The following is a 15,121-nucleotide window of genomic DNA, read 5'->3' as shown; positions in this document are numbered from 1 at the left end:
GGAAAACCGAGCCTCACTCCGGCTCTTCATACACAGGGAGAGGGGGGAAACCGGCAGTTTCAGTCGCCGCAAGTGGGTAAATTAACGACAGGTCGCACGGACCCCAGGTCGGGTAAGCGAAGCGCCACCCGACAAAACAGCGGGCATCCGCTGGCCTCACCTCATCCGGTGTTCTCCGTTGACCAGCGCTTCGCGATCGAAAAAGCGCTGGATCACACCCTCCGCCATAAACGCCGCCCGATCGGACATATGGGCGATGACGTCGGCATCGTGGCTCACCAGCAGATAGGTCATGCCGTGCTCCTGTTTCAGGCGGTTAAGCAGATTGAGAATTTCCGCCTGCACTGACATATCCAGCGCCGAGGTCGGCTCATCCAGCAGCAGGATCTGCGGGCGCAGCAGCAGGGCGCGGGCAATGGCCACGCGCTGCCGTTGCCCGCCGGAGAGCTGGTGTGGATAGCGGCGCACGGCGTCGGCGGCCAGACCCACCTGCTCAAGGGCGGTGGTCACCCGCGGGGAAACGTCGCGGATGCCGTGGATCTGCAGCGGCTCCGCCAGGGTGCGCCACAGAGTATGGTTGGGATGCAGCGAGGCGTACGGATCCTGAAACACCATCTGCACGTTGCGCCGCAGCGCGCCCTGAAAGCGGGCGCCCGGCGCGATGCCCTGGCCCAGCAGTTCTACGCTGCCGCGCCATTCGCGCTGTAATCCGGCGAGCACGCGCAAAATCGTCGATTTACCGCAGCCGGAGGCGCCGATCAGACTGAAGGTTTCCCCGGCGTCGACACAGAAACTGGCGGCAGAGACCGCCGTCTTCGCGCCGAATGTTACCTGTAAATCCTGAAGATTAACGATCGCCATGGGCCGTCTCCGTAAAGTCCTGGGTTCTGTCGAGGGTCGGCAGCATCTGGCCGTAGGTGTGCGCATTTGGCCGGCAGGTCCACAGGGTGCGGGTATAAGGGTGCGTCGCGCTCGGTAGCGCCCGCGCCGGCATCTCATCGACCTGTCTCCCCCGGTACATCACCAGCACGCGATCGCAATGCGCGGCCACCAGCGGCAGATCGTGGCTGATCAGTAGCATGGCCATCTGCCGCTGCGCGCACTGCTCCACCAGCAGCTCGAGGATCTGGTTGCGCAGGCGGGCGTCGAGGGCCGAAGTTGGCTCGTCGGCTATCAGCACCTTCGGGTTATTAAGCAGCGCGAGGGCGATCATCACCCGCTGCCCCATCCCGCCGGAGAGCTCGCCGGGATAGCGGCTGAGGACCGGCAGATCCAGACCGACGGCGGCGATGGCGTCTTTAACCGCCTCGGCGCGCCCACGGCGGCTGAGACGCTGATGCAGGGTTAACGCCTCTTCCAGTTGCGTCTGAATGGACTGCACAGGATTTAGCGCATAGCGCGGATCCTGCAGCACCATAGCGATATCGTTGCCGCGCAGCGCGCGCCAGCCGCGGGCGCTGAGGGTTAGCACATCGCGCCCCAGCACCTCCAGCCGTTCGGCGCTCACCACCCCGGGCTTGCGCACCAGGCCCATCAGCGCCCGGGCGGTCATCGATTTGCCGGAGCCGGATTCGCCCACCAGCGCCAGCCGCTCGTTGCCGAGGGTGAAGCTGACGTTGTCCACCACCCGGGCGGTGGGGTAGTCGACGGCGAGTCCCTGGACGGTCAGTCGGATGTCAGTCATGTTGCGGCTCCAGAATATCGCGCAGGCCATCGCCCAGCAGGTTAAACGCCAGGCTGGCGAGCAGGATCGCCGCGCCGGGGATGGCAGCGATCCACCACTGGTCGAAAATCACCTGCATCCCGTCGGCAATCATCGCTCCCCACTCCGCCATCGGCGGGCGGGCGCCCAGGCCGAGAAAGCCGAGCCCGGCGGCGGCGAGGATAATGCCCGCCAGATCGAGCGCCAGCCGGACAATCGCCGACGGCAGACACAGCGGCAGAATATGGCCGATCAGCAGCCGCCAGCCGCGAATGCCCAGCATCTCCGCCGCGGCGAGGTAATCGCTATGGCGCAGGCGCTGAATTTCGCTGCGCGCCTGACGGGCGTAGGCCGGCCAGGTGGTCAGGGCTAACGCCAGCGCGCCGTTGACCAGCCCCGGGCCGAGCATCGCCACGAACGCGAAGGCGAGGATCAGGCGCGGCATCGACATCACCACGTCGGTAAAGCGCATCAGTATCCGCTCCAGCCACCCGCCATAGTAACCGGAGAGGATACCTACCAGCAGCCCGACGGGCAGGGTAATGGCGGTCACCAGCGCCACCAGACCCAGCGCCGGGCGGGCGCCGTAGAGCAGGCGCGACAGCAGGTCGCGGCCGTAGCTGTCGGTGCCGAGCCAGTGTCCCGTCCCGGGCCCCTGCAGACGAGCGGCGGCATCCTGCCAGTTGGGATCGTGCGGCGCCAGCCACGGGGCGAACAGCGCGGTCAGTACCAGCAGGATCACCAGGGTCAGGCCGCTGAAGGCGGCGGGGGAGCGGCGCAGACGGCGTAAAAACAGATAAGTCGGCATCAGCGCACCCTCGGATCGGTTAACCGCACCAGCAGGTCGGTCAGGTTATTGATCAGCACAAAACTCACGCCAATCAGCAGCGTGCCGCCCATGATCGCCGTGGTATCTCCGGCGAACAGCGCGGTGGTGAGATAGCGGCCGATCCCCGGCCACGAGAAGACGGTTTCGGTGAGCACCGCCCCTTCGAGCATGGAGGTCCAGGCGAGAGCGGTCACCGTCAGCAGAGTGCCGCGGATATTGGGCAGGACGTGGCGCAGCAAAATCGTCATCTCTCCGGCCCCTTTGGCCCGCGCCAGCAGAATGTACTCTTTGTTCATCTCGCTCAGGCAGGCGGAGCGGGTCAGGCGGGTGATGCTCGCCAGCGAGTAATAGGCCAGCACCAGCACCGGCAGCGCCAGATGGCCGATGGCATTTTTAAATGCGGCGGTATCGCCGGAGAGCCAGGTGTCGATCAGCGCAAAACCGCTGCGCGGCTCGACGGTATACTGATAAATATCGTCGAGTCGACCCGGGCCCGGCGCCCACTGCAGCCGGGCGTAAAACAGGGCCAGCATCAGCAGGCCGAGCCAGAAAATGGGCACCGAGTTGCCCAACAGGGTAAAGGTGCGCACCGCCAGATCCCACGGCGAACCGGCGTAACGGGCGCACAGCACCCCGGCGACGATGCCCAGTACCGCGCCGACGATCAGCGCCAGGGTCGCCAGCTCAAGGGTCGCCGGGAAGACCGCCAGCAGATCGTGGAGCACCGGCTGGCCGGTGGCGCTGGCGATGCCAAGATCGCCATGAGCCAGGTTGACCAGGTAGTGCCAGAACTGCACCGGCAGCGGCTGGTCGAGACCCAGCTGATGGCGAACCTGGTCATAGGTCGACTGGCTGGCATGGTCGCCGACGATCTGCAGTACGCGGTCGACGGGCGACAGCGCGGAGAGCGAGAAGGTGACCAGCAACAGCCCGAACAGCGTGAGCAGCAGCGTCAACAGCCCCTGCAGCAGGCGGGTAAGGTGAGTGGAAAACGATGGCATGGAAAATGGAAATTCCTGGTATATCAACATGATTCCCGGCGGCGCGACGCCCGCCGGGCCCGGGTGGCGAAACGGTCATCCGGGCAGGCGAGGCCGCCGGACCCGGTGACCAAAACCCGCTTACTTGGTGACGTTATCGTACCAGACCATATCGGCGTTCAGCCCCTGCTGATAGCCCTTCACGTTATCGCGCACCACGATCTGGGTTTTCCCCTGGTCAATAAAGACGTATGGCGAATGCTGCAGCAGGGATTCCTGCATCGTTTTGTACAGATCGAGGCGTTTCGCCGGGTCCGGCTCCGCCACCGCGGCGAGGGTGGCTTTATTCAGCTCAGGGATCTGCCAGCCGTTGAGCCCGGCCACGGTGCTGGACTTACCATCGTTCCAGGCAAAGGCGCTGGCGTTGGAATGCGCATCAAAGTAGTCCGGGATCCACAGGCGGATCGCCGCCTGATGCTGCTTCGCGCGTACCCGGGCATAAACCTGACTGCCGGCGGCCGGCAGCAGATCCACTTTCACCCCGCCCTGGGCAAAGCTGGCCTGCAGCGACTGGGCGATGGTGATAAACGGCGGTTTGTTCTCCACGTCGAGGGTGAAGTGGGCATCCTTAATGCCCGCTTTATCGAGGATAGCCTTAGCTTTTTGCGGGTCGAAGGTGAACGGATTGGTTTCCAGCGCCCCCGGCAGGCCGGCCGGCAGGAAGCTTTGGTGAATAAAGTACTGGCCTTTCAGCAGGTTTTTGGTGATGCCCTCATAATCGACCAGCCAGCGCGCCGCCTCCCAGAAGGCCGGATTATTCAGCAGCGGGTTGGCGCTGTTGGCGGTATTAAACACCAGATAGTTCTGCTCGGCGGACGGGATGCTCAGCACCTTCACGCCGGGTTTATCCTGCAGGGCGGCAATCTGGTCAGCGCCGAGATCGCGGGCCACGTCGGCATCCCCCTGCTGGATCAGCAGGCGGCGGGAAGCCGGGTCGGGGACGTTTTTAATAATGATGCTCTTGATCTTCGGCGCGCCGGTGGGGGAGCTGGCGTTGGCTTCCAGCACGATGGCCTGATGCGGCTGGTAGACGCGCATTTTATAGGCCCCGCTGCCCGCCGAGTGCATCTTCAGCCAGTCGTTGCCGAAGTCATTATTTTTCGCGTTCGGCGCCACCTGTTTTTCATCAACGATGGAGGCGATAGGGGTGGAGAGAATATTCAGCGCCACCGCCGGGCTGACGTCGGCGGTCCAGTGCAGCGTCAGGGTATGGTCATCAATCTTTTTCAGCTGGCTGGCGATGTTGTCCGGCTGCCAGCCGAGCACGTTGAGAATAAACGCCGGCGATTTATTCAGCGTCACCGCACGGGTGTAAGAGAAAATCACATCTTCCGGGCGCAGCGGATTACCGGAGGCGAATTTAGCATCCGGCTTCAGTTTGATGGTCAGGGTTTTCGCCGCCGGATCGGCCTGCCAGCTTTCGGCGAGGATCGATACGATTTTTTCAGGGTTGTTGCGGTCCGGCTGCACCAGACGCTGATAGAGGCTGGGGACCGTCTGAATGCTGGAGAGTTCGTTCGCTTCCGCCGGGTCGAGGCTGACGATATCGTCGAGACCCTGGGCGACCACCAGCGTGTTGGGCGGTGTAGCGGCATGCGCGGCGGCGGTGAGCGCCGTCAATACCAGTAAAGGCAACAGTTTTTTGGTCATGTGCAATCCCTGAAAAATGGTTGTTTTAATTTTTTATGCCTCGCTACGTTAGGCCGCTTGCCAAAAGGCGTAAAGTCAAAATAAGGATATCCTTATGCTAAAAATGCATATTCAAGAACGACAGGTTATTGCCGGCCGCGCAGAAGCGTCTTTCTCCGCTTCTGGCTTCTTGCTATAACAAATTGTCTATTGCAAGGAGGTGGGTGTGCCGGAAATCAATGAGTTTGGCCAGCAGGTGAACGACCTTGTTCCTGGCTGGCAGGGGGCGCAAGTCCTGCGGCGGACGGCGTTAAATGGCCGTTTTTGTCGACTGGAGCCGCTGGACGTTGACCGTCATGCGGCGGATCTGTTTGCCGCCTATGCGCTCGGCGACAACAGCGACTGGACGTGGCTGGCGTCTACGCGGCCGGAGAGCGTGGCGGCGACCGCCCACTGGATCGCGGGCAAGGTGAATGATGATGCTCTGGTGCCGTATGCGGTGGTTGACCTGCGTAGTGAGCAGGCGGTGGGCATCGTCAGCTATATGGCGATCGAGCGGGAAATGGGCACGGTTGAGATCGGCCATGTCACCTGGTCGCGACGGATGAAAAACACCCCGCTGGGTACCGAAGCGGTCTGGTTGTTGCTGAAGAACGGCTTTGACCACGGCTATCGTCGGCTGGAGTGGAAATGCGATTCGATGAATGTCGCCTCGCGCCGGGCCGCCGAGCGGCTGGGCTTTAGCTGGGAAGGACGTCTGCGGCAGAGGCTGGTGCGCAAAGGGCGGACGCGCGACAGCGATATGCTGTCCATCATCGACGGCGAGTGGCCTGCGCGCGATGCGGCGCTGCGGGCGTGGCTGGCGGCGGAGAACTTTACTGCCGACGGGCAGCAGATCAAACGCCTTGAGGCATTTCGCTAACATCAACCTATGTGGTCAAACCCCGGAACGGCACCCCGGTCGCGCTGCGCTTACCGGGGCTACGTTACATTGCCTCAGGGTAGGCCGGGCAAGGCGTAGCCGCCGCCCGGCATTGACCCGTTAGCGGCGAACCGGCGCGTCGCCAGCGACATAATACGCCGCGGTGCTGCGCGGCAGCGGCTGGCGGCCGCGAATGGCGTCGGCCATCTTCTCGCCGATCATAATGGTGGTGGCGTTGAGGTTGCCGGTGATGATCTGCGGCATAATCGAGGCATCGACCACCCGCACGCCTTCCAGACCGTGGACGCGGCCCTCGCCATCGACCACCGCCATCTCGTCGTAACCCATCTTACAGGTCCCGCACGGGTGGAACGCGGTCTCGGCGTGGTTGCGCACAAACTCATCCAGCTCGGCATCGCTCTGGCATTCTGTTCCCGGACTGATTTCGCGGCCGCGATACTTATCCAGCGCCGGCTGGTTCATGATTTCGCGGGTAATGCGGATGGCGTCGCGGAACTCCTGCCAGTCCTGCTCATGGGACATATAGTTAAACAGGATCGCCGGATGGGCGTGCGGGTCGCGCGACTTCAGGCGCACGTGGCCGCGGCTGGGCGAACGCATTGAACCGACGTGGCACTGGAAGCCATGCTCTTTCACCGCGTTGGAGCCATTGTAGTTAATCGCCACCGGCAGGAAGTGGTACTGAATGTTCGGCCAGGCGAACTCTGCGCGGCTGCGGATAAAACCGCCCGCTTCGAACTGGTTGCTGGCGCCGATGCCGGTGCCGCCGAACAGCCACTCGGCGCCGATCTTCGGCTGGTTCCACCACTGTAGAGCCGGGTAGAGCGACACCGGCTCTTTGCATTCATATTGCAGATACATCTCCAGATGGTCCTGCAGGTTCTCACCCACGCCGGGGAGATCGTGCACCACCGGGATATCGAACTGCCTGAGCAGCTCCGGGTTACCCACGCCGGAGCGCTGCAGGATCTGCGGCGAGGCAATCGCCCCGGCGCACAGCAGCACCTCTTTGTTGGCCGTCGCTTTTGACGGGATCGTGCTTTCTCCCTCCAGCCACTCGACGCCCACCGCGCGCTTGCCGGCAAAAATAATGTGATCGGTCAGCGCATGGGTGCGGATGGTCAGGTTCGGGCGCCCTCGCGCCTGGTCGAGATAGCCGCGGGCGGTACTGGCGCGACGGCCCTGCGGCGTCACGGTGCGGTCCATCGGGCCAAAGCCTTCCTGCTGGTAGCCGTTGAGATCGTCGGTACGCGGATAGCCCGCCTGCACCCCGGCTTCAACCATCGCCTCGAAGAGCGGATTATTGCCCGGCTTCGGTGTCGTCACGCTCACCGGGCCATCGCCGCCGTGGTAGTCGTTAGGCCCGATATCGCGGGTTTCCGCTTTCCGGTAGTAGGGCAGGCAGTCGAGATAGCTCCAGTGTTCCAGACCCGGCTCTTTGGCCCAGTTATCCAGATCCATCGCGTTACCGCGAATGTAGCACATGCCGTTGATCAGCGAGGAGCCGCCGAGCCCTTTGCCGCGTCCGCACTCCATGCGGCGATTGTTCATGTACGGCTCAGGTTCGGTTTCGTACGCCCAGTTGTAGCGCTTGCCCTGCAGCGGGTAAGCCAGCGCGGCGGGCATCTGGGTGCGGAAGTCGAACCGGTAGTCCGGGCCGCCGGCTTCCAGCAGCAGGACGGTGGTGTTTGGATCTTCAGTCAGTCGTGTTGCCAGAACGTTGCCGGCGGAGCCGGCACCAATAATGATGTAGTCAAATTGCAAAAAAACCTCCCGGTTAAAATATGGACTGGAATTTACCCATCTCAACCTGGATGGACTTCACCTGGGTGTAACTCTGCAGCGTCATGACGCCATTCTCGCGGCCAATGCCGGAGTGCTTATAGCCGCCAACCGGCATCTCCGCCGGGGATTCACCCCAGCTGTTGATCCAGCAGATGCCGGCTTCCAGCTGGTGGATAAGACGGTGGGCACGGTTGAGGTTGGGCGTCACCACGCCGGCGGCGAGGCCGTATTCGGTGGCGTTGGCGCGGCGAATGACCTCCGCTTCGTCGGTATAGCTGAGGATCGACATCACCGGGCCGAAGATCTCTTCGCGCACGATGGTCATCTCGTCGTTACAGTCGGTAAACACCGTCGGGGCGACCCACGCGCCGTTATCGAAACCGTCGCCTTTCAGCGCCTCGCCGCCGCACAGCAGGCGCGCGCCTTCGCGTTTGCCGCTCTCGATATAGCGCAGAACGTTGTCGCGATGGGGGAAGCTGACCAGCGGGCCGAAGTTGGTGTCATCGGCAAACAGATCGCCGGGGCGGATGCGGCCCACGCGTTCGAGGATCTTGTGCTCGAATTCCGCCTTCTGTTTCGCCGGGACAAACACCCGGGTGCCGTTGGTGCACACCTGACCGGAGCTGTAGAAGTTGGCCATCATGGCGATATCGGCGGCGAGGTCGAGGTCGGCATCGTCTGCGATAATCAGCGGCGATTTACCGCCCAGCTCCATGGTGACCTCTTTCAGCGACGATGCCGCGGAGTTGGCCATCACTTTTTTGCCGCTGGCGACGCCGCCGGTGAAGGAGATTTTGGCGATACCCGGATGTTCAGTCAGGTACTGGCCGGTCTCCGCGCCGATCCCTGGCAGGACGTTAAACACCCCGTCCGGCAGGCCCGCTTCGCTGTAAATTTCCGCCAGCTTGAGGGCGGTGAGCGGGGTGACCTCGCTCGGTTTGAAAATCATCGCATTGCCAGCGGCCAGCGCCGGCGCCGATTTCCACAGGGCGATCTGGATCGGGTAGTTCCACGCGCCGATCCCGGCTACCACCCCCAGCGGTTCGCGACGGGTATAGACGAAGGAACTGTCGCGCAGCGGGATCTGGCTGCCTTCCAGCGCCGGGATCAAGCCAGCGTAATACTCCAGCACGTCGGCGCCGGTGACGATATCGACGGCGGCGGTTTCGCTGAGGGGTTTACCGGTATCCAGCGTCTCCAGCCGCGCCAGCTCATCGTTGCGCTGGCGCAGAAGGTCGACGGCGCGACGCAGGATGCGCGAGCGTTCCATGGCGGTCATCGCCGCCCAGATTTTTTGCCCACGCTGCGCGCTTTCAACGGCGCGGTCGACATCCTCGCGTCCGGCAGCCTGAACGGTCGCCAGCACCTCGCCAGTGGCAGGGTTGATGGTCTCGAAGGTGCGACCGCTGGTGGCCGATGTATAACCACCATTAATATAAAGCTGCTGTTCTGCCATTCGGGACATAACGCCTCCTCGGTTATGGGTTCGGTAAATGCTGACGAATAAAGTGGCTGGTCAGCGACTGCGCCAGCGTCTTATCCAGCGGTTTGCCGCTGAGCGCCGCCCGCAGCCACAGGCCGTCTATCAGCGCCGCCAGCCCGTAGCCGGCCTCCTGCGCCTGCTCGCGCGGCAGCTCGCGGCGGAATTCGTACACCAGGTTCGACAGCAGCCGACGGCTGCTGACCTGCTGTAACCGATAAAGCATCGGCTGGTGCATGCTGCTGGCCCAGAAGGCCAGCCAGGCCTTCATCGCCGCGCTGCTGATCTGCGTCTCATCAAAGTTGCCGCCGACAATCGCCTGCAGGCGCTGGCTGGCGCTGCCGTCCGGCAGGGCGTGCAGACGGTTGAGCACCGCGTCGCGCAGCTGGCTGGTGATGTCGCGCATGGTCGCCTCCAGCAGACCATTTTTATCTTTGAAATAGTGACTGATGATCCCCGTCGATACGCCCGCCCGTCGGGCGATCTGCGCGATGGTCGCGTCATGCATTCCGACTTCATTTATAGCGTCCAGCGTGGCGTCGATCAGTTGCCTGCGCCGGATTGGCTGCATCCCCAGTTTGGGCATTTTTGCCACTCCATTCATCAGCGTTGGTTAACTATTAAAGCGGTTTTTGATTGGACGTTCAATATAAAATGTGTCTTAATTGTTACGTTATTGAATTTTAATAGTTACAAAAACAGTGGGGATACTGGATGACAGATCTTTCGCAAAACAGAGAAAAGGACAAAATCAATCCGGTGGTTTTTTATACTTCGGCCGGACTGATTTTGTTGTTTTCCCTGATGACGATCTTTTTTCGCGATTTTTCTGCCGAGTGGATTGGGCGCACCCTCGACTGGGTGTCGAAAACCTTCGGCTGGTACTATCTGCTGGCGGCGACGCTGTACATCGTCTTCGTCGTCTGCATTGCCTGCTCGCGCTTCGGCTCGGTGAAGCTCGGGCCGGAGCAGTCAAAGCCCGAGTTCAGCCTGCTGAGCTGGGCGGCGATGCTGTTCGCCGCCGGGATCGGTATCGACCTGATGTTCTTCTCGGTCGCCGAGCCGGTGACGCAATATATGCAGCCGCCGGAAGGGGCGGGGCAGACCATCGAGGCGGCGCGCCAGGCGATGGTCTGGACGCTGTTTCACTATGGCTTAACCGGTTGGTCAATGTATGCCCTGATGGGCATGGCGCTGGGATACTTTAGCTATCGTTATAATTTGCCGCTCACCATCCGCTCGGCGCTGTACCCGATTTTTGGCAAACGGATCAATGGGCCCATCGGCCACAGCGTCGATATTGCGGCGGTGATCGGCACCATTTTCGGCATCGCCACCACCCTCGGTATCGGCGTCGTGCAGCTCAACTACGGTCTGAGCGTGCTGTTCGATATTCCGGACTCGCTGGCGGCAAAAGCGGCGCTGATTGCGCTGTCGGTGATCATCGCCACCATCTCGGTCACCTCCGGGGTGGACAAGGGCATCCGCGTGCTCTCCGAGCTGAACGTCGCCCTCGCGCTGGGGTTGATCCTGTTCGTGCTGTTCATGGGCGATACCTCCTTCCTGCTCAATGCGTTAGTGTTGAACGTCGGCGACTACGTCAACCGCTTTATGGGCATGACGCTGAACAGCTTCGCCTTCGACCGGCCGGTGGAATGGATGAATAACTGGACGCTCTTTTTCTGGGCGTGGTGGGTGGCCTGGTCGCCGTTTGTGGGCCTGTTCCTGGCGCGCATTTCGCGCGGACGCACCATCCGCCAGTTTGTGATGGGCACCCTGATTATTCCGTTCACCTTTACCCTGCTGTGGCTATCGGTGTTCGGCAACAGCGCGCTGTATGAGATTATTCACGGCGACGCGGCCTTTGCCGAGGAGGCGATGGTCCACCCGGAACGCGGATTCTACAGCCTGCTGGCGCAGTACCCGGCGTTTACCTTTAGCGCGTCGGTGGCGACCATTACCGGTCTGCTGTTCTACGTCACCTCCGCCGACTCCGGCGCGCTGGTGCTGGGGAACTTCACCTCGAAGCTGAAGGACATCAACAGCGACGCCCCGAACTGGCTGCGCATCTTCTGGTCGGTGGCCATCGGTCTGTTGACCCTCGGGATGCTGATGACCAACGGCATCTCGGCGCTGCAGAACACCACGGTGATCATGGGTCTGCCGTTCAGCTTTGTGATTTTCTTCGTGATGGCCGGACTGTATAAATCCCTGAAAGTGGAAGATTACCGCCGGGTCAGCGCCAGTCGCGACACCGCCCCGCGTCCGATGGGCCTCCAGGATCGTCTGAGCTGGAAGAAGCGCCTGTCGCGGCTGATGAATTACCCGGGCACGCGCTATACCAAACAGATGATGGAGACGGTGTGCTACCCGGCGATGGAAGAGGTAGCCCAGGAGCTGCGGCTGCGCGGCGCCGCAGTGGAACTGAAGAGCCTGCCGCCGGAAGAGGGCGAGAACCTGGGCCACCTCGATCTGCTGGTGCACATGGGCGACGAGCAGAACTTTATCTACAAGATCTGGCCGCAGCAGTACTCGGTGCCGGGCTTTACCTATCGGGCGCGCAGCGGGAAATCCACCTATTACCGGCTGGAGACCTTCCTGCTGGAGGGCAGTCAGGGTAACGACCTGATGGACTACAGCAAAGAGCAGGTGATCACCGATATTCTCGACCAGTACGAACGGCACCTGAACTTTATCCATCTGCATCGGGAAGCGCCGGGGAACAGCGTGATGTTCCCGGATGGCTAATCAGGGAAGCCCCCGTCGGGAAAAGGCTGACGGGGGCGACGGGCGGTTACGGGTAGTTAAAGGCGTCCGGATGGTTGTCGAGGCTACCGCTGAGGGCGGCAAACAGCACGGTTTTGCCATCGATGGACAGGGCATCGCTGACGTTAAGCCAGGTCAGCTTCTCCTGGTCGGTTTTTTCATCGACCACCGAGTAAACGCCGGACATCTGTTGGCTTTTCTCCGACCAGATCACCGCGATACGTTCATGGCCGCAGTCGTGGGGTTTGCAGGCGCTTAACACCTGCCAGGATTCGCTACCCAGTTTCACCGTCTGCGCCGGTGAACCGGTGCCGCCGGTGGTTACCCAGGCGGGCAGCTGATGGCCTTTGACCATCTGGTTAAACGACGCCCGGGTGGCGGCATCGTGGGCCAGACTGTTCAACGTGACATCGCCTTGCGCCATGACGCTGGCGGAGGCGGCTAAGGTGATGATAGCGGTAAGCGCTTTAAACATGTTTCCTCCTGGACTTATTCCGTCCTCATAACAAGCCTCTTTATAGTGAGCGTAGGGAATGATTAATGCAAACTCTGACATATTTTCTGTGAATGATTAGAAGCGGTGCGCGCATGGACGTTACGCTAAGCGATATGCCATGATGCGGATTGATTTATTTTCCAAATATATGCCCTTGTGATAAAGCAGTCAGCGAAATGGCATAGTTATTCAGGCGATAAAGCATGGCGTATGTGAATCATCTACTGACGTTTATTGAGAGTAATCCGGCGCTGGCGGTGGGGTTTAATCTTATTCTGCTGCTGGTCTCCGGCATATTTGCCCATCTTTTATGCAAGTTCTTGCTGATTAAAGTGGTGCGTAAGGTCTTCTTTAGTAGCCACAAACAGGATGTGCCGCTGGAGAAGGATCGACGCATCGCCGAAAAACTGTCCAATTTCATTCCGGTTATTATCGTCTATTACGTCCTGCAGTTTATGCCGGCGATGCCGGCATCGCTGGTGACGGCGATTAATACCATCTGCGGGATCTTGTTTTTTATTTTTATGTCGGTGTTTTTCAACGAGATGCTGGATATTGTCAACAGCTCTTATCTGCGAAAGACCAAACGTAAAAATCATTCCATTAAGGGCTATATCCAGATAGGCAAAATCTTAGTTCACATCCTGGCGGCGATTATGATCCTCGCCGTGATGTCGAACAAATCGCCGATCATTATTATCTCCAGTCTGGGGGCCGTGGCGGCGGTGCTGATGATCGTGTTCCAGCATACCCTGCTGTCGCTGGTGGCGAACGTTCAGTTGTCGTCTAACGACGTTCTCCAGCTGGGGGACTGGATTGAAATGCCTGACAAGAACCTCAGCGGTGAAGTGACGGATATCGCGCTGCACACCATTACCATCCGCAACTGGGACAATACGATCTCCCGCATCCCGACCAAGAATTTCCTCACCGAGACCTATACCAACTGGCAGGCGATGTTCTCCTCCGGGGCGCGGCGGATCATGCGCAGTATCGCCATCGATCAGCACTCGGTGCGTTTTCTCGACCAGGAGATGCTCTCCTCGATGCTGACCATCCGCGGGGTGAGTGAGCCTTTGGGCACGCTGCTTGATGGCCGGGATCCCGGCGGCGTGGCCGACCGCTGGTTTGTCGATAACGGGCTGACCAACCTGACCCTGTTTCGCCACTATCTGATGCACTATCTCGCCGAGCGACCGGATATTATTAAGGAGATGTACATTGTGGCGAGAACGCTGAAACCGTCGCCGTCGGGCATCCCGCTGGAGATTTACTGCTTCACCTCCTCGACGCTGTGGAAAGACTACGAAAACACCCAGTCGGCGATATTTGAGTACATTACCGCCGTGGCCGGGCAGTTCTCCCTGCGCCTCTATCAGTATCCCGCCGGGCACGATTTCTGGCGTCTCTCCCAGGAGCATGCCGCCCGGACAGGGTTGCCGCCGTCGGCTGAAGGCTAAGCGCTGATCTGCTGGCGCCAGAGGGCGATCTCCTCCTCCAGCCAGGCGATGAACCGGGCGACTTCCGGCCGGTTCTCCGCCTGTGGGGAGAGGGTCAGCCAGTAGTGCCAGGGGTAGGGGACGGTGACGGCGGTGAGCTGCACCAGCTCGCCGCGGGCTATCGCCCCCGCCACCAGCGAGCGCCGCTCCAGCGCTACGCCGGCCCCCAGGCGGACCGCCTCCAGCACCAGATTGGAGTCGTTCAGACGCAGGCCCGCGGGGACGATCGGCTTTTCCAGTCCCGCCTGGCTGCACCAGGCATGCCAGGACTCCATGGAAAAAATAATATCGCTGGCGGCGATCGCCTGCGGGGTGGTCGGCAGGTCGCCGCTGCGATAATGCGGCGCGGCCACCACCAGTTGTTCATCGGCAAACAGATGCCGGCTTTCCATCCCCTCCCAGTCGCCTTGCCCCATGCGAATGGCCAGATCAATACCCTCCTGTTGCAGGTTAACCACCGCCAGGCTGGTCAGCAGGCGCACCGCGATCTGCGGATGCCGCGCCTGAAAGCGCGCCAGCCGCGGCAGCAGCCAGTGGCAGCCAAAGGAGGGGAGCGTCGCCAGGGTCACTTCCAGGGTGCGGGGTTTGATCTGCACCATGCGCGTGGCGTCGGCGATGTGCTGTAACGCCTCGCGGATTTGCAGGGCATAGAGCCGGCCTTCTTCCGTGATGCGCACCCCGCGGCCGTGGCGGATAAAGAGCGTGACGCCGACCAGCGCTTCCAGCTGTTTGATATGCTGGCTGACCGCCGAATGGGTCACGCTCAACTCGTGGGCGGCCTGCGTCACGCTGCCGAGGCGCGCCACCGCCTCAAAGCTGCGCAGGCTGGCGACAGGGGGAAAATCTGCCATGGTGGTTTCTCTGTCAGTGAGTCGATACGTTAACGTTACTACCGGGTTAGCGGCTTTTAAAGCCGCTGCAAACAGGCTGAAAAGGAGGCAAATGCTGCCTC

13 protein-coding genes are annotated in these 15,121 nt (G+C 61.2%); 3 read left to right on the top strand and 10 right to left on the bottom strand.

Going from position 1 to position 15,121, the window contains the following annotated elements:
• Nucleotides 1–156 precede the first annotated feature (156 nt).
• From AC3EMD_RS19725 to AC3EMD_RS19705, 5 genes are all read right to left on the bottom strand, one after another.
• On the bottom strand, nucleotides 157–861 hold the full coding sequence (locus AC3EMD_RS19725; protein WP_064144050.1) for an ABC transporter ATP-binding protein: 705 nt from the start codon (nucleotides 859–861) through the stop codon (nucleotides 157–159).
• Nucleotides 848–1,684, bottom strand: a complete 837-nt coding sequence (locus AC3EMD_RS19720; RefSeq protein WP_023297191.1) for an ABC transporter ATP-binding protein — start codon at nucleotides 1,682–1,684, stop codon at nucleotides 848–850. Before AC3EMD_RS19720 ends, AC3EMD_RS19725 begins: the two co-directional genes overlap by 14 nt.
• Nucleotides 1,677–2,510 (bottom strand): ABC transporter permease, encoded by an 834-nt coding sequence (locus tag AC3EMD_RS19715; RefSeq protein ID WP_012542509.1) that lies wholly within the window; start codon nucleotides 2,508–2,510, stop codon nucleotides 1,677–1,679. Before AC3EMD_RS19715 ends, AC3EMD_RS19720 begins: the two co-directional genes overlap by 8 nt.
• Complete coding sequence (locus AC3EMD_RS19710) at nucleotides 2,510–3,532, bottom strand: ABC transporter permease (RefSeq protein WP_008805559.1); 1,023 nt, start codon at nucleotides 3,530–3,532, stop codon at nucleotides 2,510–2,512. The genes AC3EMD_RS19715 and AC3EMD_RS19710 overlap by 1 nt, the downstream gene beginning before the upstream one ends.
• A gap of 120 nt (nucleotides 3,533–3,652) precedes the next feature.
• A complete protein-coding gene (locus AC3EMD_RS19705; protein ID WP_023287347.1) occupies nucleotides 3,653–5,221 on the bottom strand; it encodes an ABC transporter substrate-binding protein in 1,569 nt (522 codons plus the stop codon).
• A 205-nt stretch (nucleotides 5,222–5,426) separates the two neighbouring features.
• Here AC3EMD_RS19705 and AC3EMD_RS19700 point away from each other — a divergent pair, with 205 nt between their 5' ends.
• A complete protein-coding gene (locus AC3EMD_RS19700; protein ID WP_008805561.1) occupies nucleotides 5,427–6,122 on the top strand; it encodes a GNAT family N-acetyltransferase in 696 nt (231 codons plus the stop codon).
• Between the two features lie 120 nt (nucleotides 6,123–6,242).
• On the opposite strand, the gene betA is transcribed toward AC3EMD_RS19700, so the two are convergent.
• From betA to betI, 3 genes are read right to left on the bottom strand one after another with little or no spacing between them, the layout of a single operon-like run.
• Nucleotides 6,243–7,907, bottom strand: a complete 1,665-nt coding sequence (betA, locus tag AC3EMD_RS19695; RefSeq protein ID WP_032739292.1) for a choline dehydrogenase — start codon at nucleotides 7,905–7,907, stop codon at nucleotides 6,243–6,245.
• Nucleotides 7,908–7,920: 13 nt separating this feature from the next.
• The gene (gene betB, locus AC3EMD_RS19690) at nucleotides 7,921–9,393 is read right to left on the bottom strand and encodes a betaine-aldehyde dehydrogenase (protein ID WP_032729569.1); all 1,473 of its coding nucleotides are present in this window, start codon (nucleotides 9,391–9,393) and stop codon (nucleotides 7,921–7,923) included.
• 13 nt (nucleotides 9,394–9,406) lie between these two features.
• The gene (gene betI / locus AC3EMD_RS19685) at nucleotides 9,407–9,994 is read right to left on the bottom strand and encodes a transcriptional regulator BetI (RefSeq protein ID WP_004151671.1); all 588 of its coding nucleotides are present in this window, start codon (nucleotides 9,992–9,994) and stop codon (nucleotides 9,407–9,409) included.
• 128 nt (nucleotides 9,995–10,122) lie between these two features.
• Here betI and betT point away from each other — a divergent pair, with 128 nt between their 5' ends.
• Entirely contained in the window at nucleotides 10,123–12,156 is a 2,034-nt protein-coding gene (betT, locus tag AC3EMD_RS19680) for a choline BCCT transporter BetT (protein ID WP_016160452.1), read from the top strand.
• Between the two features lie 46 nt (nucleotides 12,157–12,202).
• Here betT and ivy read toward each other — a convergent pair whose 3' ends face one another.
• Complete coding sequence (ivy, locus tag AC3EMD_RS19675; protein ID WP_008805565.1) at nucleotides 12,203–12,649, bottom strand: Ivy family C-type lysozyme inhibitor; 447 nt, start codon at nucleotides 12,647–12,649, stop codon at nucleotides 12,203–12,205.
• 224 nt (nucleotides 12,650–12,873) lie between these two features.
• Here ivy and AC3EMD_RS19670 point away from each other — a divergent pair, with 224 nt between their 5' ends.
• Nucleotides 12,874–14,130 (top strand): mechanosensitive ion channel family protein, encoded by a 1,257-nt coding sequence (locus AC3EMD_RS19670; RefSeq protein ID WP_008805566.1) that lies wholly within the window; start codon nucleotides 12,874–12,876, stop codon nucleotides 14,128–14,130.
• Here AC3EMD_RS19670 and AC3EMD_RS19665 read toward each other — a convergent pair.
• Nucleotides 14,127–15,020 (bottom strand): LysR substrate-binding domain-containing protein, encoded by an 894-nt coding sequence (locus AC3EMD_RS19665; RefSeq protein ID WP_023297196.1) that lies wholly within the window; start codon nucleotides 15,018–15,020, stop codon nucleotides 14,127–14,129. The genes AC3EMD_RS19670 and AC3EMD_RS19665 overlap by 4 nt on opposite strands.
• Between the last annotated feature and the right edge of the window lie 101 nt (nucleotides 15,021–15,121).

Source organism: Klebsiella sp. PK18 (assembly GCF_057784655.1).
Note: the sequence above shows the minus strand (reverse complement) of the source record. Positions and strands in the feature narration are given on the sequence as shown.